Genomic DNA, 21,214 nt, shown 5'->3' with positions numbered 1-21,214 from the left:
CGAGTCGTACCGTCCGAAGAAGGGCCAAATAGGGCGATGTACAAGGCCGAGACGCGGGGAATAAGTGTGACGGTCCAGTCTCGTTTCGTCGAGGAGGAGTCCTCGCCGACCGAGAGCCGGTACTTCTTCGCCTACACGGTCGAGATCGTGAACAACGGCAGCGAGCAGGTCCAGCTGCGCTCGCGCCACTGGCGGATCATCGACGGGCACGGGGCCTGCCAGGAGGTGCGCGGCACGGGGGTGGTCGGCAAGCAGCCGGTGCTGGAGCCGGGCGAGTCCTTCTGCTACACCAGCGGCTGTCCGCTCAACACGCCCGACGGGTTGATGGCCGGCAGCTACACCATGGCGACGGTGGCCGGCGAGAGCTTCGAGGCCGAGATCCCCGCCTTCTCCCTCGACAGCCCGCACGTCCGCCGCAGCCTGCACTGAGGTCCCGGCTCGGGGCCTCGCCCCGGAGGAATCCATGTCCGCGACCGGCGAGCGGCTGAGCCCGCTCGACATGCTCGCCCGCCTCGTGTCCTTCGACACGGAAAGCGACAAGTCCAACCTCGCCCTGATCGACGCCGTCTGCGCCTATCTCGACGGCTGGGACGTCCCGTACCTGCGCCTCCCGAACGCGGCGGGCGACAAAGCCGCCATCCTCGCCACGGTCGGCCCGATGATCGACGGCGGCACCGTCCTGTCCGGACACACCGACGTGGTGCCGGTGGCGGGCCAGGCCTGGACCGGCGACCCGTTCACCCTGCGCGTCGCCGACGGCCGTGCCTACGGACGGGGCGCGGTCGACATGAAGGGCTTCGACGCGCTGGCCCTGGCGCTCCTGCCCGACATGCTCGCCGCCGGCCTGAAGCGGCCGATCCACATCCTGCTCTCCTACGACGAGGAGACGACCTGCCTCGGCTCGATGGACGGGATCGCGCGGTTCGGCGACGGCCTGCCGCGGCCGGCCGCGGTGATCGTCGGCGAGCCCACCGGGATGGAGGTGGCGGACGCCCACAAGAGCATCGTCACCTGCCTCACCACGGTCCACGGCCACGAGGCCCATTCCGCCCGCCCCGCCCTCGGCGCGAACGCCGTATCGGCCGCCTGCGACCTCGTCGCCGGCCTCAACCGGATCGCCGACCTGATGATCGAGCGCGGCGACCCGTCCGGGCGGTTCGACCCGGCCTCGACCACGGTCCATGTCGGGACGATCCAGGGTGGCACCGCCCGCAACATCCTCGCCAAGGAGTGCCGTTTCCTCTGGGAGTATCGCGGCCTGCCGGATCTCGACCCGGCCGAGATCCCGCGGCTCTTCGCGGCCGAGGTCGAGCGGGTCACCCGCGAGCGCCTCAACCGCTACGGCGCGTTCGGGCGGATCGAGACGCTGGAGGAGGTCGACATCCCCGGCCTCGCCCCGGAGCCGGGCTCGGCGGCCGAGCGCCTCTGCCTGCGCCTCGCCGGACGCAACCACACCGTCGCGGTCCCCTACGCCACCGAGGCCGGGCGCTTCCAGGCGGCCGGTCTCCCGACGGTGGTCTGCGGCCCCGGCGACATCGCCCAGGCGCACCAGCCCGACGAGTTCATCACCCTGGATGCCCTGGGCCAGGGTGAGCACTTCCTGCGCGAGCTGATCGAGGCCAGTGCGTCATGAATGCGGTGACCGGTATCACCATCAAGCTGCGTCCGCTGGAGCGGGAGGACCTGCGCTTTGTCCACCAGCTCAACAACAACGACAGCATCATGCGCTACTGGTTCGAGGAGGCCTACGAGTCCTTCGCCGAACTGCAGCAGCTCTACGAGCGCAACATCCACAACCAGACCGAGCGGCGCTTCATCGTGGCCGATCCGAGCGGGGAGCCGGCCGGGCTGATCGAGCTCGTCGAGATCAACCACCTGCACCGGCGCTGCGAGTTCCAGATCGCGATCCACCCGAGCTTCCAGGGCCGCGGCTACGCGTGGCAGGCCACCCGGATCGCCATGGATTACGCGTTCAGCGTGCTCAACATCCACAAGCTCTACCTGCACGTCGACCGGGACAACGCCCGGGCCGTGCGGATCTACGAGCGCTGCGGCTTCCACCCCGAGGGCGTGCTGAAGGACGAGTTCTTCGTGAACGGGCGCTACCGCGACGCCGTGCGGATGTGCCTGTTCCAGCCGGACTACCTGAGGGCCCGCGGCGGAGGCGGCGACATCGCGGAGCCCGTCCTGAAGGTCTGAACCGGATCTCGCCCGCCGCCGGCGGGTGGCGGACGAGGCTCTAAACGACGCGGGGGCGGAGCCAGTCGGCCCCGCCCCCGCGCTCACGCCGCTCAGTTGCGGCCGGCACCGCCCGTCTGGCCGCCGGTCCGGCCGGCACCCTGGGCGCCGCCCATGGCGCCGTTGCCGCCCGCGTTGCCGCCCGCATTGCCGCTCATGCCGCCGCGCTCCGCGCCGCCCGTCCGGCCGCCCTCGGCGCCGGACTTCATGCCGCCCTGCTGGCCGCCGCGATCGGACGCGTTGCGGATGCCGTCCTGCTGGCCGCCGCGCATGTCGCTGTTGCGCATGCCGTCGTTCTTGCCTTCCTGCTGACGGGAGGCCTTGTCCATCCCGCGATCCTGGCCGCGGTCGTTCCGGTCCATCCGGCCTTCGTTGCGGCCCTCGTTCCGCGACGCGTTGCGGATGCCGTCGCGCTCGCCGCGGTTGTCGAAGCGCGCGCCGGCGCGCTGCTCGGAGCGGAAGCTCGCGCTGACCGCACCGCCGCCGCTCAGGCGCCGGTACTCGGCGGAGCCGTAGCGCACCCGCTGGCCGCGGATCGTCACGAAGCGGTCTTCTTGGACGGAGACGAGGCGGCGGTACTCGGGGGAGCCGTACACCACGCGCTGGCCGCGGATGACGACGTAGCGCTCGCGCGGGCCGCTCTCGCGGACGCTGACCAGACGGCGGTACTCGGGCGAACCGTAGAGCACGCGCTGGCCGCGGATCACGACGTAGCGCGCGCGCGGGCCGCGATTCTCGGTGACGATCAGGCGGCGATACTCCGGCGAGCCGTACACGACCCGGCGGCCGCCGATGAACACGTAGCGGCCCTCGCGGCGGAAGCCGCCCTCGACCCGCTCGGACCGGACATCCGTCCGGCTCACGTCGGTCCGGCCGCGGAAATCGGTCCGGTCGGCGCGGCGGTCACCGCGGCGGTCACCGCGATCGGCACGCGCGCCGTCGCGATCCCCGCGCTCGTCGCGGTCGGCGCGATCACCGCGACGGTCGCCCCGCTCGGCGCCGGCCCGGTCCTTGTCCTGAGCCATGCGATCCTGACCCGTGCGGCCCTCGCCGCCGGCCTCGCGGCCCTGCGCGGACCGGCCTGCCTCGGCACCGGAGCGCTCGGACGTCGCCTGGCGGCCGCCCTTCATGTCACCCTGCATGCCACCCTGGGCGCCGCCCTGCATGCCGCCGCGCTCGCCGCCGCCGGCCTTCATGCCGGACTCGGCGCCACCCTGACCGCCGCGACCGCCCATCCCGGCGCCGCGATCGGCGCCACCCTGCTGGGCGTAGGCCGAGGTGCTGATCAGCAGCGCGGCCAATCCGATCGATAATTTCCGCATGGCGTACCCTCCAATGTTGAATCTGCGACGCAACGTCAAAGGTCGCGAAACGGTTCGGCCTGGAGGGCCCAAAATTTACGCAACGAATACCGATCTTCGTGCGTTTCGCGCGGAAAAGCTTGGCCGTAGACGCGGGCATGCTGGTCCGCAGGCCCGCTGTCCTGCGCTCTACTGGCTCGGCTGTCCGGCGATCTCGGCCTCGACCTCCTGGGGATCGAGGTCGTAGCGCCGGGAGCAGAACTCGCAGGTGATGACGATGCGCCCGTCATCCGCCACCATCTCGTGCCGCTCCTGCGGCGTGAACGAGCGGATCATGCCCATCACCCGCTCCCGCGAGCAGCGGCAGGTCTCCTGGACGGGCTGGCGGTCGAACACCCGCACCCCGCTCTCGTGGAACAGCCGGTAGAGCAGCCGCTCGCTGGACACGTTCGGATCGACCAGTTCGTGGTCCTCGATGGTCGCCACCAACGAGCGGGCCTCGACCCAGGCATCGTCCTCCGGCGCGTCCCCCGAGAGGTGCGCGTGGCCCTCCGGGATATCGCCCGGAGGCAGGTCGGCGAGGCGCGCCCGGTCCACCGACTGGGGCAGGAACTGCACGAGCAGCCCTCCGGCCCGCCAGCGCCCGGCCCCCTCCTCCACGGCCTCGGCCACGGCGAGGCGCACCTGCGTGGGGATCTGCTCCGACTGGCGGAAGTACTGGTGCGCGGCCTCCTCCAAACTCTGGCCCTCGAGGGCGACGACGCCCTGGTAGCGGCTCGCGGCGGTGCCCTGGTCGATGGTCATGGCGAGATGCCCGGTGCCGATCAGCTCGGCATCCTTGAGCGGGCCGGTCCCGAGGGTCGCGACCCGCTCCGGCTCGAACCGCGCGGTGGCGCGCAGCCGGTCCGGGGCCTCGAAATCGACCACGATCATCGCGACCGGACCGTCGGTCTTGGTCTGGAGCTGGAACCGGCCCTCGAACTTGAGCGAGGAGCCGAGCAGCACCGTCAGCGCCGCGGCCTCGCCGAGGAGGCGCGCCACCGGGTCCGGGTAGCCGTGGCGGCGCAGGATCGTGTCGACGGCCGGGCCGAGCCGGACGACGCGGCCGCGGACGTCCAGCGCCTCGACGGCGAAGGGCAGGACGGCGTCGTCCGCGCCGGCATGGCCGTTGCCGGCATTCTGGGGCTGGGATGGCGACTGGGGGTGCGACTGCGTTCCTGAGGTCATGCCCTCTCCGATCGATGCGTCCGGCGGCGCGTGCCGGCAAAGCGGGGATCCGTCCTCCCGGGGGGCCGGGCGGCGTGAGGCGATGACCTTGGCGGAGCGATCGGATCCCTCACCCCGTCCAGCCCGGAGCGGGAGCGGCGGCGCAGCGCGCTCCGTTCGTCGCCGGGATGCCGCCTTCCGGCGGCCGTGATGGGGAGACGGGCAGCACGGGCCGCCCGCTCACGCCTATATGGTGCGCCGACCCCGCGAGCGCGAGGCCGGACAGTATGAGTGCGGGATCAGAGCCCGCTGGCGCCGAGGCACCAGGCCAGGATGCCCTTCTGCGCGTGCAGGCGGTTCTCGGCCTCGTCGAACACCACGGAGCGCGGGCCGTCCATCACCTCGGCCGTCACCTCCTCGCCGCGGTGGGCCGGAAGGCAGTGCATGAAGATCGCGCCCGGATTCGCCGCCGCCATCAGCTTGTCGTTGACCTGATAGGGGCTGAGCAGGTTGTGGCGGTGCGCCTCGTCGTCGTCGCCCATGGACACCCAGCAATCGGTGACCACGGCATCGACGCCGTCGACGGCCGCGAAGGCGTCGGTGGTGACGTGGACGTCGGCGCCCTCCTGCTGCGCCCAGGCGAGGAGCGCCGGCGGCGGCGCGAGCTCCGGCGGGCTCGCGACGTTGAGCGTGAAGTCGAACCGGGCGGCGGCGTGGACCCAGCTCGCCAGCACGTTGTTCGCGTCGCCCGACCACGCGACCTTGCGGCCGCGGATCGGCCCGCGATGCTCCTCGAAGGTCAGCACGTCGGCCATGATCTGGCACGGGTGGGAGACCTTGGTCAGGGCGTTGATCACCGGGACGGTGGCGTACTCGGCCAGCTCCAGCATCTGACCGTGGTCGAGGATGCGGATCATGATCGCGTCGACGAAGCGCGAGAGCACCTGCGCGGTGTCGCCGATGGTCTCGCCGCGGCCGAGCTGCATCTCGGAGCCGGTGAGCATCAGGGTCTCGCCGCCGAGCTCGCGCATCGCCACGTCGAAGGAGACACGGGTGCGGGTCGAGGGCCGGTCGAACACCATAGCGAGGGTCTTGCCGGTGAGCGGGCGCTCGGCCGCCAGCTCGCCCTTGCGGCGGCGCGCCTTGATGGCGGCGCTGGCATCGAGGACCCGGCGCAGCTCCGCACCGGAGAAATCCTTGAGGTCGAGGAAATGACGAGGGCCGGCACCGTTCAGGTGCCTGGCCGGGGCCTGTGCCCGGCCGTCAATCTGGGCTTTCATCGCGTCACAATCACTAGAGTCTGCTCACCGATCACCTGATCATGAACCGCACTCTACCTCCTGGCAGGGGCATCTCCGTCACGCGCGGCGGGATCGACCGCGCCCGGAAATGCTTCGGACCGCCCTCCGGGGTCCGGGGGGCGGTGTTCTCAATCGCGCGGATCGATCCTACTCGGCCGCGCCGCGCACGGCCTCGAAGCCGGACGCCGCCGCGTCCAGGCGGCGGACCGCCTCGTCGATCTCGGCCTCGCCGATGGTCAGCGGCGGCAGCAGGCGGACGATGTTGTCGCCCGCCGGGATCACCAGCAGGTGCGCGTCCCGCGCGGCGGCGGCGAAGTCGGTGTTCGGCACGCCGAGCTTGAGGCCGAGCATCAGCCCCTCGCCGCGGATCTCCTGGATGACGTGCGGGTGGCGGTCGCGCAGGGCCGCGAGCTTCTGCTTGAGCAGCAGGCCGGAGCGGGCGACGCGCGCGAGGAAGCCCTCCTCCAGCACGACGTCCAGCACGGCGTTGCCCACCGCCATGGCGAGCGGGTTGCCGCCGAAGGTGGTGCCGTGCGTGCCGGCAGTCATGCCGCGGGCGGCCTCGCGGGTCGCGAGGCAGGCGCCCAGGGGGAAGCCGCCGCCGATGCCCTTGGCGACGCTCATGATGTCCGGGGTGATGCCGGACCATTCGTGCGCGAACAGCCGCCCGGTGCGGCCGACGCCGGTCTGGACCTCGTCCATGATCAGCAGGAGGCCGTTGGCGTCGCAGATCTCGCGCAGCCGGCGCAGGTCCGCGTGGGGGATCTCCCGCACGCCGCCCTCGCCCTGGATCGGCTCGATCATCAGCGCCGCCGTCTCCGGCCCGATCACCGCCTCCAGCGCCGCCCAGTCGCCGGCCGGGACCTGGTCGAAGCCCTCGACCTTCGGACCGAAGCCCTCGATGTACTTCTGCTGGCCGCCGGCCGCGAGCGTCGCCAGCGTCCGCCCGTGGAAGGCGCCCGCGAAGGTGACGATCCGGTAGCGCTCCGGCTGCCCGCCGGCCGCGTGGTACTTGCGGGCGATCTTGATCGCCGCCTCGTTCGCCTCCGCGCCCGAGTTGCAGAAGAACACCACGTCCGCGAAGGTCGCGTCGACGAGGCGCTGCCCGAGGCGCTCGCCGCCCGGGATCTGGAACAGGTTCGAGGTGTGCCAGATCTTGCCCGCCTGCTCGGTCAGCGCGCCGACGAGGTGCGGATGCGCGTGGCCGAGGCCGTTCACCGCGATGCCGGCGCCGAAGTCGAGATATCGCTCCCCACCCTCCGTCACGAGCCAGGCGCCCTCGCCGCGCTCGAAAGCGAGCGGCGCGCGGACGTAGGTCGGCAGAAGGGCTGACGTCACGGGTCCCATCTCCGTTTCACGCAGGATCCCGGAGCGAGCGTTGAGCCGGCTCCAAATGAAAGTGCCGCCTCAGTCCTGGGCGGCACGCGCGCGATTACTATGAAAGAGCCGGCGCCTGTCAACGTTTCAGTGCCCGGCGGGCCCGATGGGCAGCCCTGCGCGCGGCACCGATAGAGCCGATCCTGACGGCGAATCTGCGGCGGTCCCGTCCCGGATCACCGGAGAATCGCGGGGCCGCGATCCCGGCCTTCGCGGCGGCGGCCCTTGCGCCGCGGGGGGCGGCCGTGCTCCTGCTCCCGCGGATTCGCAGGAACCAGGGAGAACCCGATGAGCTCGATCAAGGAACGCCTGGCGGCGCTGGGCCTGACGCTGCCGAAGGCGGCGGCGCCGGTCGCCAACTACGTGCCGTTCGTGCGCGCCGGCAACCTCGTGGTGATCTCCGGCCAGGTCTGCTTCGGCGCGGACGGCGCCATCGCGGCCGAGCACAAGGGCAAGGTCGGCGGCAACGTCTCGGCCGAGGCCGGCAAGGCGGCCGCGCGCCTCTGCGCCCTCAACGTGCTCGCCCAGCTCGAGGCCGCGGTGGGCGACCTCGACCGCGCGGTGGTCCAGTGCGTGCGGCTCGGCGGCTTCATCAACGCGGCGCCGGGCTTCTCGGCCGTGGCCGGGGTGATGAACGGCGCCTCCGACCTGATGGTCGAGCTCCTCGCCGACCGCGGGCGCCACGCGCGCTCCACCGTCGGCGTGGCCGAGCTGCCCCTCGACGCCGCCGTCGAGGTCGAGGCGATGTTCGAGGTCCGCTGACGGTGGCCGCCCCCGACTGGCTCACCGCGCGGCCGATCGCCCATCGCGGCCTGCACGACCGCGCGGCGGGCCGGCCGGAGAACACGCTGGCGGCGGCCCGGGCGGCCGTCGCGGGCGGCTTCGCCATCGAGTGCGACGTCCAGCTCAGCGCCGACGGCGAGGCGATGGTCTTCCACGACGCCGCGCTCGGGCGCCTGACCGGGGCGAGTGCGGCTCTGGCCGACCGGTCGGCCGCCGAACTCGGGACGCTCGCCGTCGCCGGGTCCGCGGAGACGATCCCGACGCTGCCGGCCTTCCTGGCGGCGGTGGCCGGGGCGGTGCCGGTGGTGATCGAGGTGAAGTCCCGCTACGACGGCGACCTGCGGCTCGCGACCCGCACCGCCGAAGTGGCCGCCGCCTATGACGGGCCGGTGGCGCTGAAATCCTTCGACCCGCAGGTGGTCGCGGCCCTGCGCGACCTCTGCCCCGCCGCGATCCCGCGGGGCATCGTGGCGGAGACGACGCAGGACGACCCGGTCTACGCGGCGCTGACCCCCTCGCTCCGCCGGTCCCTCTCCGACCTGCTGCACCTCGCCGAGACGCGGCCCGACTTCCTGTCCTGGCGGGTGGACGACCTGCCCTGCGCGCCGACCTACCTCTGCCGGCTGCTCGGTCAGGTCCCCGTCATGACCTGGACGGTCCGGAATGCGGAGCAGCGCGCCCGCGCGGCCGCGCACGCGGACCAGATGGTGTTCGAGGGCTTCGTCCCGTAAATTTTCCTACGCCCTGTCCGATTCTGTCCGACCAAGATCGCCATGACCGCTTCGAGTGACGCGCGCGCCCGCTTCGCGCGGCTCTGCGGGGGCCTCGCCCTCGCCGCGACCCTGCTCTGCCCGGCGCCCGCTCCGGCGGCCGACCCGTGCGCGGGCACGACCCAGGCGGATCTCAACGCCTGCGCGGCTGCCGATTACCGGGCCGCCGACACGGCGCTGAACGCCGTCTACGGGCAGCTGATGAAGAAGATCGGCCCGAAGACGAAGGACGCCCTGCGGGGCGCCCAGAAGGCCTGGCTGTCGTACCGGGACGCGACCTGCTTCCTCGAGACCATGGGCCTCGACGGGGGCTCGGCCTACGCGATGGAGTACAACGGCTGCCTGAAGGGGCTGACCGACGCGCGGATCAAGGTCCTGAAGGGATACCTCGACTGCAAGGCGGACGACGTGTCGTGCGTCGGCCGCCTCGGCGAGTGAGCGCGGGCCACGACGGCGCCGTCCGGTTCGGAGCGCGCGCGCGTCGCCGCGCGCCGTCCTGGAGGCCGCGCGAAAGCGCGGGGCGGGTGACGTCGGCGGCCGTCTGACAACGCTGCCATGGTCGCCGCGCGCATCCGCCCGCTTGCCCCCGGCCGGTCAGGGGCTAGAGTCCGGCCCATGAAGCAAGCACCCGGGCCGACGCCGGAGACCGCCGCACTGACCGTGCGGGCGCTTCCCGGATTGAAGGAGATCGGCGCGGCGGAATGGGATGCCTGCGCCTTCTCGCCCGAGACCCTGGCGGCGGGCGACGAGACCCACAACCCCTTCCTGTCGCACGCTTTCCTGTCGGCGCTGGAGGATTCGGGCTGCGTCTCGCGCAGGACCGGCTGGCTGCCGCTCCACGTCTCGGTCGAGCGCGACGGCGTCCGCCTCGGCGTCGCGCCCTGCTACCTGAAATCGCACAGCCAGGGCGAGTACGTCTTCGACCACGGCTGGGCCGACGCCTACGAGCGGGCCGGCGGCGCCTACTACCCCAAGCTCCAGGTCAGCGTGCCGTTCACGCCGGTGACCGGGCCGCGCTTCCTGATCGCCCCGGGGGCCGATCCCGATGAGGCCACGGCCGGCCTCGTCGCGGGCCTGCGGGCCCTGCGGGGCGAGACCAAGGCCTCCTCGATCCACGTCACCTTCATGCGCGAGCCGGAGTGGGAGCGGGCCGGCGCGGCCGGCTTCCTGCAGCGCACCGACCAGCAGTTCCACTGGCAGAACGACGGCTACGCGACCTTCGACGACTTCCTGTCCGCCCTCGCCTCCCGCAAGCGCAAGACCATCCGCAAGGAGCGCCGCGACGCCCTGGCGCCGGGCATCACCGTGGAGCACCTGACCGGCGCGGCCATCACCGAGGCCCACTGGGACGCGTTCTACGCCTTCTACATGGACACGGGCTCGCGGAAGTGGGGGCGGCCCTACCTCAACCGCCGGTTCTTCTCGCTCCTGTCCGAGCGCATGGCCGACCGGGTGCTCCTCGTGATGGCGAAGCGCGGGGACGCCTACATCGCGGGGGCGATCAACCTCATCGGCGATACCGCGCTCTACGGGCGCAACTGGGGCTGCATCGAGGACCACCCCTTCCTGCATTTCGAGATCTGCTACTATCAGGCGATCGACTTCGCGATCGCCCGGGGCCTGAAGCGGGTCGAGGCGGGTGCCCAGGGCGAGCACAAGCTCGCCCGCGGCTACCGGCCGATCCTGATGCACTCGGCCCACGACATCGCCGACCCGGCGCTGCGCCGCGCGGTGGCCGATTACTTGCAGCGGGAGCGCGCCCACGTCGCCGAGGCGGTCGACGTTCTCGACACGCTGACGCCGTTCCGGCGCGCGGACGCGGGCGACGCCTGCGCGACGCCCCCCGACGCCTCGTCCCCCAACACCTCCCCCCCCGAGAGTTCCGAGCCATGAGCCCGATCGACCGCATCAAGACCTACGCCGACGAGCTGACGGCCCTGCGCCGCGACCTGCACGCCCATCCGGAGCTCGGCTTCGAGGAGGTGCGCACCGCCGGCATCGTGGCCGACCTCCTCGAGACGTTCGGCTGCGAGGTCCATCGCGGCGTCGGCGGCACCGGGGTGGTGGGCCTGCTCAAGGGCCGCACCGACAACGGCAAGCGCATCGGCCTGCGCGCCGACATGGACGCCCTGCCCATCGAGGAGGAGACCAACCTCCCCTATCGCTCGACCTACGCGGGCAAGATGCACGCCTGCGGCCATGACGGGCACACGACCATGCTGGTCGGCGCGGCGCGCTACCTCGCCGAGACCCGCGATTTCGACGGCACCGCGGTGTTCGTGTTCCAGCCGGCCGAGGAGGGCCGCGGCGGCGCCCGGGCCATGCTGAAGGACGGCCTGTTCGAGCGCTTTCCCTGCGACGAGATCTACGGCCTGCACAACCAGCCCGGCGGCGGCCACGGCATGATCAAGCTCCGGCCGGGGCCGATCATGGCGGCGGCGGACTTCTTCGACATCCACATCCGCGGCAAGGGCATCCACGCCGCCCAGCCGCACCGGGGCGTCGACCCGATCATCATCGCCACCGGCCTCGCCCAGGCGCTCCAGTCGATCGTGTCGCGCAACGCCGACCCGCTGAAGTCCATCGTCCTGTCGATCACCCGGATCGAGGCGGGCTCCGCCTACAACGTGATCCCCGAGACGGCCCATCTCGCCGGCACGATCCGCACCTTCGACAAGGAGATCCGGGCGCTCGCCGGAACCCGCATGCGCGAGCTGGCGGCCGGCTTCGGCGCGGCCTACGGCGCCGAGGTCACGGTCGACCTGCAGGACGTGTTCTCCGTCCTGGAGAACGCCCCCGCGCAGGCGGCCGCCGCCACGGAGGTCGCCACCGAGCTCCTGGGCGCCGACAAGGTCGAGTCGAACGTCGTGCCCAAGATGGGCAGCGAGGACTTCGCCGACATGACCATGGCGGTCCCCGGCGCCTATGTCTGGCTCGGCGCCAATCCAGGGCCCGGCCTGCACAATGCCGGCTACAACTTCGACGACTCGATCATCCCGATCGGTAGCGCCTTCCTGGCGCGGATGGTCGAGCGCCGCACCGCGGCCTGACGCCGGGCGCCGTCCCCGCCCTCCGGGACTTTCCGGATGACGGGCGATGTCGCCGCGCGAGCCCGTTCGGCCGTCGACAGCGCGGCCGGCCGGTGCGAATCCTGACGGAACTCGCCCGCGAGCCAACGCGGGCCGCGAAGGGAGGGCGCCATGTCACCGGAGATGCGGGAATCGCGCGCGGCGCTCATCCTGCTCGCCGCCTCGGTGGGGGCGGTCCTGATTTTCGGCGCCTTCACGCTGCTCACGCAGCTCGGCTGAGGCGCGACCGCGATTGCAACCTGAGCGGGTCGATCCCGGCCCCGATCGGCGCGGCCCGGCGGCCCGACGATCGGGATTCCGCCGTCCGCGCAGGGGAATGCCGTTGATGCTTCACGGGCTATCGAGTTGAGTTAACTGCTCATTAATTCCATCAGCGGTTGTATGTCTCGGACGAAGGCGGGCACGGTGCGCGCTGGAACCGGAGTTCGCCCATGATGGCCGACGCAATCCAGGGCCCCCGCCCTCGGCCGGTCGACCTCTCGTCCGCCCTCGACGCCTCCGGGATCATCGGCGCGTGGTCGTGGTCGCCGCGCGCCGAGCGGTGCGTCCTCGATGCCGGCGCCGCCGAGGTGCTGGCCGGGGATGCCGGGCTCGCCGGGCGCCCCCTCCCGCTCTCGGTCGCCAAGGCCTGCGTCCATCCCGAGGATCGGCCGGCCGTGGTGCGGCAGTTCAAGGCTCTGCGCGAGCGCGGCGGCCTGTTCGTGGCCGAGTACCGGACGCTGTCGCCCTCGGGGCAGGTCCGCCGGATCCTCGATCGTGGCCGGATCCCGCCGGGCGCCTCGAGCCGGCGCCTCGGGCACGGTGTCATCATCGACGTGACCGACGAGCCGTCGGCGACGCGCGCGATGCCCGAGCCCGCGGACGCGCTCACCCAGGCGGTCGACCGCGCTCTCGAATGCCGCGACGCCCTGGAGGGGGTGGCGGATTCCGAGCTTCAACTCCTGATCGACATGCTGCTGCTGCACCTCGGACGGCGCATCGCCAAGGCCTCCACGACCGGTGCGCGCCGCGGCGGCCACTGAGCGGGGCTGCCGCGTCCTGTCGGGGCTCTGCCGGGCCGTCCGGCCCGGCTCACTGCACCAGCACGGCCTGGTTGCAGAGGGTGCCGTCGACCTCGAGGTCGGCGTAGCCCAGACGCAGGCCGAGGCTGCGCAGGACGGTGTCGAGCACGAGGTCGACACCCGGCGTCACGGTGCCCAGGGCGGTCGTCAGGGTCGACTGGATCAGCGGCGGCACGCCGACGTCGCCGACGCTCAGCACGAGATTGCGCAGCAGGCTGCCGGTGAGCGACTGGGTCAGGTTGCCCGAGGCGACCGTGCGCACCGTGTGGTTGGCGATGTCCGCGTCCGAGAACACGAGGGTCTGCGACCCGGTGCCGAGCGTCGCCAGGGCGCGCCCGGAGACGGTGATCCCGAGCACCGTGACCAGGGGCGCGGGCTGCGACAGGTCGGGGCTCGCGCTGCCCCCGTTGATCGCGGTGCGCGGCACCTGCGCGATCGCCAGCGTCGCCAGTCCCGTCTGCGCGTCGAGGGTGACCTTGCGTCCGCCGGACCCGGCGCAGCTGAGCGACCGCAGGGTCGCCTGCGCCGGTGCCACCTCCGCGTAGACCGGCAGGGTGATGGTTCCGAGCCCGAGCGCCGTGACGGTGGTCTCGATCAGCAGCCGGGTCTGCGCCGTCTGCACGGTGGCGTTCCGGCTGCCCGGCCGGACCCAGCCCGAGCTGCGCTTGCGCTCTCCGATCGCCAGGGTCAGGCGGGTCGAGAGCAGGCCGGGCACCGTGGCTCCGAGATCGATCGCCACCTGATTCTGGCCGTTCGCCAGGGAGGCGGCCGCGCCCAGCAGGTTCAGCACGTTGAGCGAGGGGCCGGCGAAGCCCCGCGGCGGCGCCAGCGCGGCGGCGTCGCCGAGCCCGTCCACCTGGCCGATCGCGACGAGGTTTCCGGCATTCGGCAGGGCGTTGAGGATCCCCGACAGGGCCGACACCGCGCTGCCGTTGTCCGCCGCGGCGACCCGGAGCGCCATCAGCATCTGACCGACGCTGGCATTCGCCTGAACGATGTCGGTGTAGTTCGCGGCCTGCATGTTGAGGCTCGCCCCGAGGGCTTCGAGGACGCGCAGCCCGTCGACGCGGGCGCTGGCCAGGGCATCGTAGTCGCTGACGCTGAGCGACAGCTTGGCCCCGAGCAGCGCGCCGAGCAGGGCGTTGGCAATCCCGCCGTCGAGCTTCAGCGTGCCGGACCCGATCGTGAAGGCGGCGAATTGCGCGCTCGCGGCGGTGCCGGTCACCCGCAGCGGCACCGCGGCGGGCAGGCCGATCGCCCGGCCGAAGGTCACCGGGACCGAGGTCGCGAGGCCGACCCGCACCGCGTTCGCCGGGCTGCCGCCGGCGCTGAACCGGCCGCCCGGGGCGACGCCCTTGGTGCTCGCGTCGTAGCTGCCGGGCGCGACCGTGGCGGTCGCCGCGCCGTAGCCGTTGTCGCCGAGGGAGCGGCGGGCGACCGTGTCGGCCTGGCTCGGATCGACGGCCGCCAGCATGGCGGCGATGTCCACCGCCCCCTGCGCCTTGCGCCGCGCCTGGAAGACCAGGCCGAGATCGATCCCGACCGCGCCCGCCCCCATCAGCATCGCGCTGCCGAGCGCCACCAGGATCGCGACGTTGCCGCCGCGCGCGGCCCCGAAGCGGCGCAGGCGCCCGCCCCGGCCGATCACAGGCCGCCCTTCCGGACGCTGACGGTGCTGCGCAGCACGGTCGGGAGCATCGGCAGCAGGCGCGCGAAGGCGTTGATGCCGAGCGTGTTGGCGTCGAGGGTGACGGTGACCGTGTACACCGTCGCGTCGCTGGGATCCGGCCCGACCTGCACGACGATGCTGCCCGGCCGGAACATCGCGCCGGCGCTCAGGCTCCGGTTCACCATGGACTGGGCGAGGTTCGCGCGCTCGGCATCCGTGACGCCGGCCACAGAGGCGCGGGCCGCCTCGGCGGCGATCTGGCGGAGGTTGTGGGCGGCGCCGAGGCAGATCCCGAACACCGCGATCCCGGCGAAGAGCAGGAACAGCACGGGCGCCACGAGGGCGAACTCCACCGCGGAACTGCCGCGCCGGCAGGTCCACCCGTTCGGCGCGCTCCGCCGGCGCAAGCGCCGCATGCCCATCGCATCGTCCTCCGCGACTCGCGCAGCACGACCACTGCACGATCCATCGTGGCGGCGATGTTCTAACTAATGGTTGTTTTAATGCTCAATTTTACAACCAAAGCGAGTGGTTCGCGTCCCGGGTGCGCCTCCCGGGCTCGACCGGCTCGTCGCAGCGAGCCGCGTCGCGGTCTCAGATCGCCCGCGGAGGCCGCAGCAGGCCGATCCCCGCCGGATCGAAGGACGCGCTCTTGACGATGGCGTGGACCTCGCGCCCCGGGGCGAGGCCGAGTTCGCGGACGGCCGCGCCGGTCACGCGCGCCACGAGACGGGCGCCGTTGCAGTCGATCTCCACCGCCGTCTCGGCGCCCGCGGCCGTCAGGCCGCAGATCCGGCCGGCCAGCACGTTGCGGGCGCTGAGGCCGCGGGGAGGTTCGGTGGAGACGAGCACGTCGCGGGCGGGGATGCGCACCCGCAGCCGCGTCCCGGCCGGGCGCGACAGGCCCGGCACCAGCAGGCTCCCGGCGGCGCCCGCCAGGCGCGTGAGCCCGGTGGCGGCGTCGAGGGCCTCGACGACCATGTCGAGGAGCGCGCCGGCCTCGGCCTCGTGGATCGGCACGAGATCGGCGCGGCGCAGGATCGTCTCCGCGGGGCCGGCGGCGGCCACCCGCCCGGCCTCCAGCACGATCACCGTGTTGGCGAGCCGGGCCACCTCGGAGACGGCGTGGCTGACGTAGAGGATCGGCACGCCGGCCTCGTCGCGCAGGCGCTCGATGTAGGGAAGGATCTCGGCCTTGCGGGCCTCGTCCAGGGCCGCGAGGGGCTCGTCCATCAGCAGGAGGCGCGGCCTCGCCAGCAGCGCTCGGCCGATCGCCACCCGCTGGCGCTCGCCGCCCGAGAGACCCGCGGGCCGCCGGTCGAGGAGATGGTCGATGCCGAGCATGTCGGTCACGGCCGCGAAGGCCGCCGGGTCGGCGCGGCGCCGCGCGAAGACCCGGCCGTAGCCGAGATTGGTCCGGACGCTGAGATGCGGGAACAGCCGCGCGTCCTGGAACACCACGCCGACCTGGCGCCGGTGCGACGGCAGCACCAGGCCGGACGCGGTGTCGACCCACGGGGTGCCGCCGACGACGATCCGGCCCCGGTCCGGCCGCGCGAGGCCGGCGATCAGGTCGATCAGCGTGGTCTTCCCCGAGCCCGAGCGCCCGAACAGGGCGGTCAGCCCCGGCCCGGCCTCGAAGGCGGCCGCGAGCGCGAAGGCGCCGCGCCGGAGCTGAACGTCGACCTGGATGCTCACGCGGACAGACTCGCGTAACAGGAGCCCCGGCGCGTCCCGGCGCCGGCCCGGACTTGCCCGCGATGATCACGGTCCACCACCTCGAGAACAGCCGCTCGCAGCGCGTGCTCTGGCTGCTGGAGGAACTGGAGCTGCCCTACCGCGTGATCCGCCACGCCCGCGACCCGCGGACCCTGCGCGCGCCCGCCGAACTCCTGGCCGTCCACCCGCTGGGCAAGGCGCCGGTGATCACCGACGGCGGGACGGTGGTCGCCGAGACCGGCGCGATCGTCGCCTACCTGACGGATCTGGCCGGCGCGCGGCTGGTGCCCGGGCCCGGGACGGAGGAGCGGCGGCGCTACGTCTACTGGTCGCACTACGCCGAGGGCTCGGCGATGCCGCCGCTGCTGCTGAAGCTGGTCTTCGGGCGGCTGGCGCCGGGCAGTCCCTGGCCGCTGCGGCCCCTCGTCCGGCGGATCGCCGACACGGTGCTGCGGGGCTTCGTCGATCCGGACCTGCGCCGGCACGCGGCCTTCTGGGAGACGGAACTCGCCGGCCGCCCGTATTTCTGCGGCGCCGATTTCACCGCGGCCGACATCCTGATGAGCTTCCCGCTGGAGGCCTTCGCGGCGCGCGGCACGGGCGCGGGCCCGCGCGTCGCGGACTGGCTCGCGCGCATCCACGCCCGTCCGGCCTACCAGAGGGCCCTGCAGCAGGGCGGGCCCTACGCGTATGCCTGAGCGGGCGTCCCGCCCCGGATCGATCGCCATTCAGCCCGCCCCCAGGCGCCGACCGGCCCGCCGCGCCAGGAATTCCGACACCAGCAGGGCCGCGACCGACAGCGCGATCGAGATCAGGGTGAGGCGCAGGGCCGGCCCCTCCCCGCCGGGAACCTGCGTCAGCGTGTAGATCGCCGACGGCAGGGTCTGGGTCTCGCCCGGGATGTTCGAGACGAACGTGATGGTCGCGCCGAACTCCCCCATCGCCTTGGCGAAGGCCAGCACGGCGCCCGCGAGGCACCCGGGCAGGCTGAGGGGCAGCGTGATCGTCAGGAACACCGCGAAGGGGTTCGCGCCCAGCGTCCCGGCCGCCTGCTCCAGGCGCCGGTCCACGGCCTCGATCGACAGCCGCATCGCCCGCACCATGAGCGGGAAGCCCATCACCGCGCAGGCCAGCGCTGCCCCGGTCCAGCGGAAGGAGAAGACCACGCCGATCTCGGCGAGGGGCGCGCCGAGCGGGCCGCGCCGGCCGAAGGCCAGCAGCAGCAGGTAGCCGGTCACGACCGGGGGCAGGATCAGCGGCAGATGGACCAGCCCGTCCAGCAGGGCGCGGCCGGGGAACCGGCGCCGCGCCAGCAGCCACGCCACGGCGAGGCCGGGCACGAGGCTCGCGAGCGTCGCCACCGTCGCCACCCGCAGGCTCAGGCCGACGGCGGTCCACTCGTCCGGCGTGAGCCCGAGCAAGGGGGCGGCGCGCCGCTACTGGCTGGCGCCGGGCTGCGCGACCACCGTGAAGCCCTGGCGCTCGAAGGAGCCCCGGGCCTCCGGGCCGCGCAGGTAGCCGAGCAGCGTCCCGGCATCCGGGTTGCGCGACTCCCGGGTCACCGCCGCCGGATAGACGATCGGCGGGTGGCTGTCGGCCGGGAAGGTCGCCACAACGTGGACGCTCGGGTCCGCGGCCGCGTCGGTGGCGTAGACGATGCCGAGCGGCGCCTCGCCCCGGGCGACCAGCAGGAGGGCGGCGCGCACGTTCTCGGCCTGGGCGACCTGCCCCTTCACGGCGTCCCAGGCGCCGAGCTTCTCCAGGGCGGCCTTGCCGTACTTGCCGGCGGGAACGGCGTCGATCGTCGCCATCGCCAGCCGCCCGCCGCCGAGGATCCGCGTCAGCGTGGTGCCGAGGTTCGGCGCCAGGGCCACCTGCGGATCCGCCGCGCTGTCCTTCGGCCCCGGGGCGATCAGCACCAGGGCGTTGCGCAGGAGGTCGATCCGCGAGCCGGCCTTCAGCAGCCCGGCCCGGTCGACGTAATCCATCCACGCGAGGTCGGCCGAGATGAACAGGTCCGCCGGCGCCCCCGCCTCGATCTGCTTCGCGAGGGCGTTCGAGCCGGCGTAGGAGATCCGCGCGGTCTTGCCGGTCGCCTTCGTCCAGGCTGCCGCAGCGTCGTCGAGGGCGTTCTTGAGGCTCGCGGCCGCGAACACGACGACCGGCTCGTCCGCCCGCGCGGCCCTGTCGGTCGGCGCGAGGACCAGCGCCGCGAGCGCGCAGGCGACCAGGATCCGTCGGGTCAGGGGCATCACGCAGATCTCTCCGGTCGCGACCCGCTATATACGGCGGGGAACGACGGGGATCATAGGCGCGCGCGGGCGGTCGGCCAAGGTCCGGCCGACCCGGGTGACCGCGCGTCAGCCGAGCTTGGCCTCCGGCCGGTCCTTGGGCTCGGCTTCGGCCCGGTGGAGGCGGCTCAGCAGGACGAGGAGATGGCCCGGGAGCGGCCCGTCCGGTGCGGGACCGCCGAAGATCCGCTCGCGTGGTCGGGCAGGCACGGCCGCACCGTTGACGACCACGGGCCCGCGGGGGCCGGAACGCCGGGACTTGGTCACGCTGTACGCACCCTGCTCAATCGTGATTCACGTAAAAAGCCGGCAAAAACGCCGCGCAAGTCGGCCAGTTCCGCAGCTGCCGTACATCATTTGGTTAACGCGCGAACAACCTGCCTCATTCCTGGGCGCCCGCTCGCGCGAACCGGTGTCGCGCCGTCACCAGGTCCGGATGTCGTGCCGCTCGCTCGGGCTCGCCTCCGGCATGCCGTTCATGCCGTTCGCGACCAGCAAGGCCCAGAGCGTGGCGGCGCCCGCGGTCACGGCCGCGAAGGCGACGCTGATGAGGAGAGGCGCGGTCATGGCAGCACGATCGTCTGTCAAAACAGGCGCGCCGCTCCGGGAAGTGCGGCGCGCCCGAGTTGAGGGTCCGGCCTTGGGTAAGCCGAGATTGTTTAAGCACACGCGATGGCTGTGGACACTGGTTTGAGTCGCGCAGAAGATAAGTATTGGCGCTTGTGACCGTCCGGCAACAACGGACGGGGCCGCCGGTCCGCTCAACTGCCCCGCCCCGCGGCCCCACCCTTGCCGGGCCCGGATTTTTTCGCGCCAGCCCCTGGGCTGCGGCGCGCCCCGGCGTTACAGCCGGGCACCATGCTCGAAGGCCTGCCGCCCCATCGCCCGTCCCACGTCCTGCGTCTGCTGACCGACGAACGCTCGGCCCGCGCGATGACCGACCTCCTCGGCGAGATGTTCGATCCCACGGAGACCGCGGTGGCGGCCTTCGAGGACGAGGACGGGCGCACGTGGCGGCTTGAGGCCTACTTCGCGGACGCGCCCGACGAGGAGTACGTCCGCGAGCTCATCCGCCCGGTCATCGGCGACGCGGCCGACGCGGCGGAGTTCCGCACGATCGACCAGCAGGACTGGGTGCGCGCGTCGCTGGAGGGCCTGAAGCCGGTCCGGGCCGGCCGGTTCCTCGTGCACGGCTCGCACGACCGCGACTCGGTCCGGGGCAACGATCTGGCCATCGAGATCGAGGCCGCCCTCGCCTTCGGGACCGGGCATCACGGAACGACACTGGGCTGCCTCCGCGCCCTGGTCTCGGAACTCAAGCGCCGGCGCCCGGTCCACGTCCTCGATGTCGGCACGGGAACCGGGATCCTCGCCTTCGCGGCCGCCAAGGCCCTGCGGCAGCCCGTGGTGGCCGGCGACCTCGACGCGGAGGCCGTGCGCACGGCCCGCGAGAACGCCCGCGCCAACGGGCTCGGCCCCTACCTCAAGCTCTACGAGGGGCCCGGGGTCCGCCACCGCCTCGCCGACCGGCCGCGCCACTTCGATCTCGTCTTCGCCAACATCCTGGCCCGGCCGCTCAGGCTCCTCGCCCCGACCCTGGCGCGGGTCGTCGCCACCGAGGGCGTGCTGGTCCTGTCCGGCCTGATCGAGCGCGACGTGCCGGGCGTGCTCTCCGCCTACCGTCTCCAGGGCTTCTCCCTCGTGCGGCGCGGTGTGATCGAGGGGTGGGTCGCCCTGGTCCTGACGCGCGGCGGTGCGGCGCAGCGTCCGCGGCGCTGACCCGCGCGGCATCGCCCCGAACTCCCCGCGCGCCGGCGTGTTGTCCGGCCATGAGCCAGACGTCGCTCCACGATCCGCCCGCTGACCCCATCGCCGAGGGCGCCCGCGCCCGGGCGCAGGGGCGGCCCAAGGATGCCTGCCCCTATCCGGCCGACTCGCCCGCGCGCCGGGCTTGGATCGAGGGCTACGATGGGGCACCCGCGGACCGGGCGCCGGACCTGCCGATCACGAACGGCTGATCAGCGCGCGGTGCGCAGCCGGCCCGGCCGGTCCGGCGCGCCCGCGGTCTCGGCCGGCGACCCCGGTGCGTCCGCCTGCGACACCGGCGCGCCGAGCGCCGCCATCAGCGCGCGCAGGCCGTCGATCCACTCTTCGAGTTCGGCGAGCGAATCGAAGCCGTCGCGGCGGACGACCGTGTCGGGCTCGATCGTCACGACGGCGTCGAAGCGGCCGTCGGGTCTGTCGCTGATCCGGTAGTAAACGCGGCGTGGCATGTCTGAGTAATAAGCGAGAATCCGCGGCGTGATAAGATTGCTAACGATCTTTAAGCACCGCAACCGACCTCCCACCAACCTCTTTCTCATGACAACAGGGTGTTGCGACGCGGGAGCGGCGGGCGCTAGGCTCGCG

Annotated in this window: 24 protein-coding genes; 12 read left to right on the top strand and 12 right to left on the bottom strand. The window is 72.8% G+C overall.

Going from position 1 to position 21,214, the window contains the following annotated elements:
- Positions 1–36: 36 nt before the first annotated feature.
- Genes apaG through speG form a run of 3 tightly spaced genes read left to right on the top strand, consistent with a single transcriptional unit; the run spans position 37 to position 2,199 of the window.
- Positions 37–429, top strand: coding sequence for a Co2+/Mg2+ efflux protein ApaG (gene apaG, locus ACQKQD_RS25500; protein WP_012319280.1), 393 nt, complete (start codon positions 37–39; stop codon positions 427–429).
- A 34-nt stretch (positions 430–463) separates the two neighbouring features.
- Positions 464–1,633, top strand: coding sequence for an acetylornithine deacetylase (gene argE, locus ACQKQD_RS25495; protein ID WP_331298910.1), 1,170 nt, complete (start codon positions 464–466; stop codon positions 1,631–1,633).
- Entirely contained in the window at positions 1,630–2,199 is a 570-nt protein-coding gene (speG, locus tag ACQKQD_RS25490) for a spermidine N1-acetyltransferase (RefSeq protein WP_056533992.1), read from the top strand. The genes argE and speG overlap by 4 nt, the downstream gene beginning before the upstream one ends.
- Positions 2,200–2,291: 92 nt before the next feature.
- Here speG and ACQKQD_RS25485 read toward each other — a convergent pair whose 3' ends face one another.
- From ACQKQD_RS25485 to ACQKQD_RS25470, 4 genes are all read right to left on the bottom strand, one after another.
- Positions 2,292–3,560, bottom strand: a complete 1,269-nt coding sequence (locus ACQKQD_RS25485) for a hypothetical protein (protein WP_427509911.1) — start codon at positions 3,558–3,560, stop codon at positions 2,292–2,294.
- 168 nt (positions 3,561–3,728) lie between these two features.
- Complete coding sequence (locus ACQKQD_RS25480; RefSeq protein WP_427509910.1) at positions 3,729–4,766, bottom strand: Hsp33 family molecular chaperone; 1,038 nt, start codon at positions 4,764–4,766, stop codon at positions 3,729–3,731.
- A gap of 278 nt (positions 4,767–5,044) precedes the next feature.
- Complete coding sequence (gene argF, locus ACQKQD_RS25475) at positions 5,045–6,025, bottom strand: ornithine carbamoyltransferase (protein ID WP_056533996.1); 981 nt, start codon at positions 6,023–6,025, stop codon at positions 5,045–5,047.
- A gap of 168 nt (positions 6,026–6,193) precedes the next feature.
- Positions 6,194–7,384 carry an aspartate aminotransferase family protein gene (locus ACQKQD_RS25470; RefSeq protein ID WP_026605084.1) on the bottom strand — a complete coding sequence of 397 codons (1,191 nt, stop codon included), beginning with the start codon at positions 7,382–7,384 and terminating at the stop codon, positions 6,194–6,196.
- A 327-nt stretch (positions 7,385–7,711) separates the two neighbouring features.
- On the opposite strand from ACQKQD_RS25470, the gene ACQKQD_RS25465 reads away from it, so the two are divergent.
- From ACQKQD_RS25465 to ACQKQD_RS25440, 6 genes are all read left to right on the top strand, one after another.
- Positions 7,712–8,185, top strand: coding sequence for a RidA family protein (locus ACQKQD_RS25465; RefSeq protein ID WP_020094162.1), 474 nt, complete (start codon positions 7,712–7,714; stop codon positions 8,183–8,185).
- Between the two features lie 2 nt (positions 8,186–8,187).
- The gene (locus ACQKQD_RS25460; RefSeq protein ID WP_427509909.1) at positions 8,188–8,937 is read left to right on the top strand and encodes a glycerophosphodiester phosphodiesterase family protein; all 750 of its coding nucleotides are present in this window, start codon (positions 8,188–8,190) and stop codon (positions 8,935–8,937) included.
- A gap of 42 nt (positions 8,938–8,979) precedes the next feature.
- On the top strand, positions 8,980–9,414 hold the full coding sequence (locus tag ACQKQD_RS25455) for a lysozyme inhibitor LprI family protein (protein ID WP_100252406.1): 435 nt from the start codon (positions 8,980–8,982) through the stop codon (positions 9,412–9,414).
- Between the two features lie 177 nt (positions 9,415–9,591).
- Positions 9,592–10,869: a GNAT family N-acetyltransferase gene (locus ACQKQD_RS25450; protein ID WP_427509908.1), complete on the top strand. Its 1,278-nt coding sequence runs from the start codon at positions 9,592–9,594 to the stop codon at positions 10,867–10,869.
- Complete coding sequence (locus ACQKQD_RS25445) at positions 10,866–12,026, top strand: M20 aminoacylase family protein (protein ID WP_056534002.1); 1,161 nt, start codon at positions 10,866–10,868, stop codon at positions 12,024–12,026. Before ACQKQD_RS25450 ends, ACQKQD_RS25445 begins: the two co-directional genes overlap by 4 nt.
- Before the next feature lie 470 nt (positions 12,027–12,496).
- Positions 12,497–13,087 (top strand): PAS domain-containing protein, encoded by a 591-nt coding sequence (locus ACQKQD_RS25440; RefSeq protein WP_100252403.1) that lies wholly within the window; start codon positions 12,497–12,499, stop codon positions 13,085–13,087.
- 49 nt (positions 13,088–13,136) lie between these two features.
- Here the strand turns inward: ACQKQD_RS25440 and ACQKQD_RS25435 are convergent, their stop codons facing one another.
- The 3 genes from ACQKQD_RS25435 to modC form a co-directional block, all read right to left on the bottom strand.
- Positions 13,137–14,774, bottom strand: coding sequence for a TadG family pilus assembly protein (locus tag ACQKQD_RS25435; protein ID WP_427509907.1), 1,638 nt, complete (start codon positions 14,772–14,774; stop codon positions 13,137–13,139).
- Positions 14,771–15,211 (bottom strand): TadE family protein, encoded by a 441-nt coding sequence (locus ACQKQD_RS25430; protein WP_234082799.1) that lies wholly within the window; start codon positions 15,209–15,211, stop codon positions 14,771–14,773. Before ACQKQD_RS25430 ends, ACQKQD_RS25435 begins: the two co-directional genes overlap by 4 nt.
- Before the next feature lie 178 nt (positions 15,212–15,389).
- The gene (gene modC, locus ACQKQD_RS25425; protein WP_427509906.1) at positions 15,390–16,493 is read right to left on the bottom strand and encodes a molybdenum ABC transporter ATP-binding protein; all 1,104 of its coding nucleotides are present in this window, start codon (positions 16,491–16,493) and stop codon (positions 15,390–15,392) included.
- Between the two features lie 62 nt (positions 16,494–16,555).
- Between modC and ACQKQD_RS25420 the strand changes: the two genes are divergently transcribed.
- Positions 16,556–17,212: a glutathione S-transferase gene (locus ACQKQD_RS25420; RefSeq protein WP_091927087.1), complete on the top strand. Its 657-nt coding sequence runs from the start codon at positions 16,556–16,558 to the stop codon at positions 17,210–17,212.
- 30 nt (positions 17,213–17,242) lie between these two features.
- On the opposite strand, the gene modB is transcribed toward ACQKQD_RS25420, so the two are convergent.
- The 4 genes from modB to ACQKQD_RS25400 form a co-directional block, all read right to left on the bottom strand.
- Positions 17,243–17,935: a molybdate ABC transporter permease subunit gene (modB, locus tag ACQKQD_RS25415; RefSeq protein ID WP_020094152.1), complete on the bottom strand. Its 693-nt coding sequence runs from the start codon at positions 17,933–17,935 to the stop codon at positions 17,243–17,245.
- A 15-nt stretch (positions 17,936–17,950) separates the two neighbouring features.
- On the bottom strand, positions 17,951–18,766 hold the full coding sequence (modA, locus tag ACQKQD_RS25410; RefSeq protein ID WP_020094151.1) for a molybdate ABC transporter substrate-binding protein: 816 nt from the start codon (positions 18,764–18,766) through the stop codon (positions 17,951–17,953).
- A gap of 108 nt (positions 18,767–18,874) precedes the next feature.
- Positions 18,875–19,015 (bottom strand): hypothetical protein, encoded by a 141-nt coding sequence (locus ACQKQD_RS25405; RefSeq protein WP_234082796.1) that lies wholly within the window; start codon positions 19,013–19,015, stop codon positions 18,875–18,877.
- Between the two features lie 213 nt (positions 19,016–19,228).
- Entirely contained in the window at positions 19,229–19,372 is a 144-nt protein-coding gene (locus ACQKQD_RS25400; protein ID WP_427509905.1) for a hypothetical protein, read from the bottom strand.
- A gap of 291 nt (positions 19,373–19,663) precedes the next feature.
- Here ACQKQD_RS25400 and ACQKQD_RS25395 point away from each other — a divergent pair, with 291 nt between their 5' ends.
- Complete coding sequence (locus ACQKQD_RS25395; protein ID WP_091681114.1) at positions 19,664–20,584, top strand: 50S ribosomal protein L11 methyltransferase; 921 nt, start codon at positions 19,664–19,666, stop codon at positions 20,582–20,584.
- Positions 20,585–20,634: 50 nt separating this feature from the next.
- Positions 20,635–20,823 (top strand): ribosome modulation factor, encoded by a 189-nt coding sequence (gene rmf, locus ACQKQD_RS25390; protein WP_091979170.1) that lies wholly within the window; start codon positions 20,635–20,637, stop codon positions 20,821–20,823.
- On the opposite strand, the gene ACQKQD_RS25385 is transcribed toward rmf, so the two are convergent.
- A complete protein-coding gene (locus tag ACQKQD_RS25385; protein WP_056534027.1) occupies positions 20,824–21,078 on the bottom strand; it encodes a hypothetical protein in 255 nt (84 codons plus the stop codon).
- Between the last annotated feature and the right edge of the window lie 136 nt (positions 21,079–21,214).

Origin of the sequence: Methylobacterium sp. NPDC080182, assembly GCF_050281105.1 — a bacterium.
In the GTDB taxonomy this organism is placed as follows: Bacteria; Pseudomonadota; Alphaproteobacteria; order Rhizobiales; family Beijerinckiaceae; genus Methylobacterium.
This window is presented reverse-complemented; position numbering and strand designations above follow the sequence as displayed.

Excerpts from the sequence above, each read along its gene's own strand:
- ACQKQD_RS25455 (WP_100252406.1), top strand. The coding sequence starts at position 8,980 with ATGACCGCTTCGAGTGACGCGCGCGCCCGCTTCGCGCGGCTCTGCGGG.
- speG (WP_056533992.1), top strand. The coding sequence starts at position 1,630 with ATGAATGCGGTGACCGGTATCACCATCAAGCTGCGTCCGCTGGAGCGG.
- ACQKQD_RS25430 (WP_234082799.1), bottom strand. The coding sequence starts at position 15,211 with ATGCGGCGCTTGCGCCGGCGGAGCGCGCCGAACGGGTGGACCTGCCGG.
- ACQKQD_RS25440 (WP_100252403.1), top strand. The coding sequence starts at position 12,497 with ATGATGGCCGACGCAATCCAGGGCCCCCGCCCTCGGCCGGTCGACCTC.
- modA (WP_020094151.1), bottom strand. The coding sequence starts at position 18,766 with ATGCCCCTGACCCGACGGATCCTGGTCGCCTGCGCGCTCGCGGCGCTG.
- ACQKQD_RS25400 (WP_427509905.1), bottom strand. The coding sequence starts at position 19,372 with ATGACCGCGCCTCTCCTCATCAGCGTCGCCTTCGCGGCCGTGACCGCG.
- ACQKQD_RS25450 (WP_427509908.1), top strand. The coding sequence starts at position 9,592 with ATGAAGCAAGCACCCGGGCCGACGCCGGAGACCGCCGCACTGACCGTG.
- ACQKQD_RS25395 (WP_091681114.1), top strand. The coding sequence starts at position 19,664 with ATGCTCGAAGGCCTGCCGCCCCATCGCCCGTCCCACGTCCTGCGTCTG.
- ACQKQD_RS25465 (WP_020094162.1), top strand. The coding sequence starts at position 7,712 with ATGAGCTCGATCAAGGAACGCCTGGCGGCGCTGGGCCTGACGCTGCCG.
- argF (WP_056533996.1), bottom strand. The coding sequence starts at position 6,025 with ATGAAAGCCCAGATTGACGGCCGGGCACAGGCCCCGGCCAGGCACCTG.
- ACQKQD_RS25485 (WP_427509911.1), bottom strand. The coding sequence starts at position 3,560 with ATGCGGAAATTATCGATCGGATTGGCCGCGCTGCTGATCAGCACCTCG.
- argE (WP_331298910.1), top strand. The coding sequence starts at position 464 with ATGTCCGCGACCGGCGAGCGGCTGAGCCCGCTCGACATGCTCGCCCGC.
- ACQKQD_RS25480 (WP_427509910.1), bottom strand. The coding sequence starts at position 4,766 with ATGACCTCAGGAACGCAGTCGCACCCCCAGTCGCCATCCCAGCCCCAG.
- ACQKQD_RS25445 (WP_056534002.1), top strand. The coding sequence starts at position 10,866 with ATGAGCCCGATCGACCGCATCAAGACCTACGCCGACGAGCTGACGGCC.
- ACQKQD_RS25385 (WP_056534027.1), bottom strand. The coding sequence starts at position 21,078 with ATGCCACGCCGCGTTTACTACCGGATCAGCGACAGACCCGACGGCCGC.
- apaG (WP_012319280.1), top strand. The coding sequence starts at position 37 with ATGTACAAGGCCGAGACGCGGGGAATAAGTGTGACGGTCCAGTCTCGT.
- ACQKQD_RS25420 (WP_091927087.1), top strand. The coding sequence starts at position 16,556 with ATGATCACGGTCCACCACCTCGAGAACAGCCGCTCGCAGCGCGTGCTC.
- rmf (WP_091979170.1), top strand. The coding sequence starts at position 20,635 with ATGAGCCAGACGTCGCTCCACGATCCGCCCGCTGACCCCATCGCCGAG.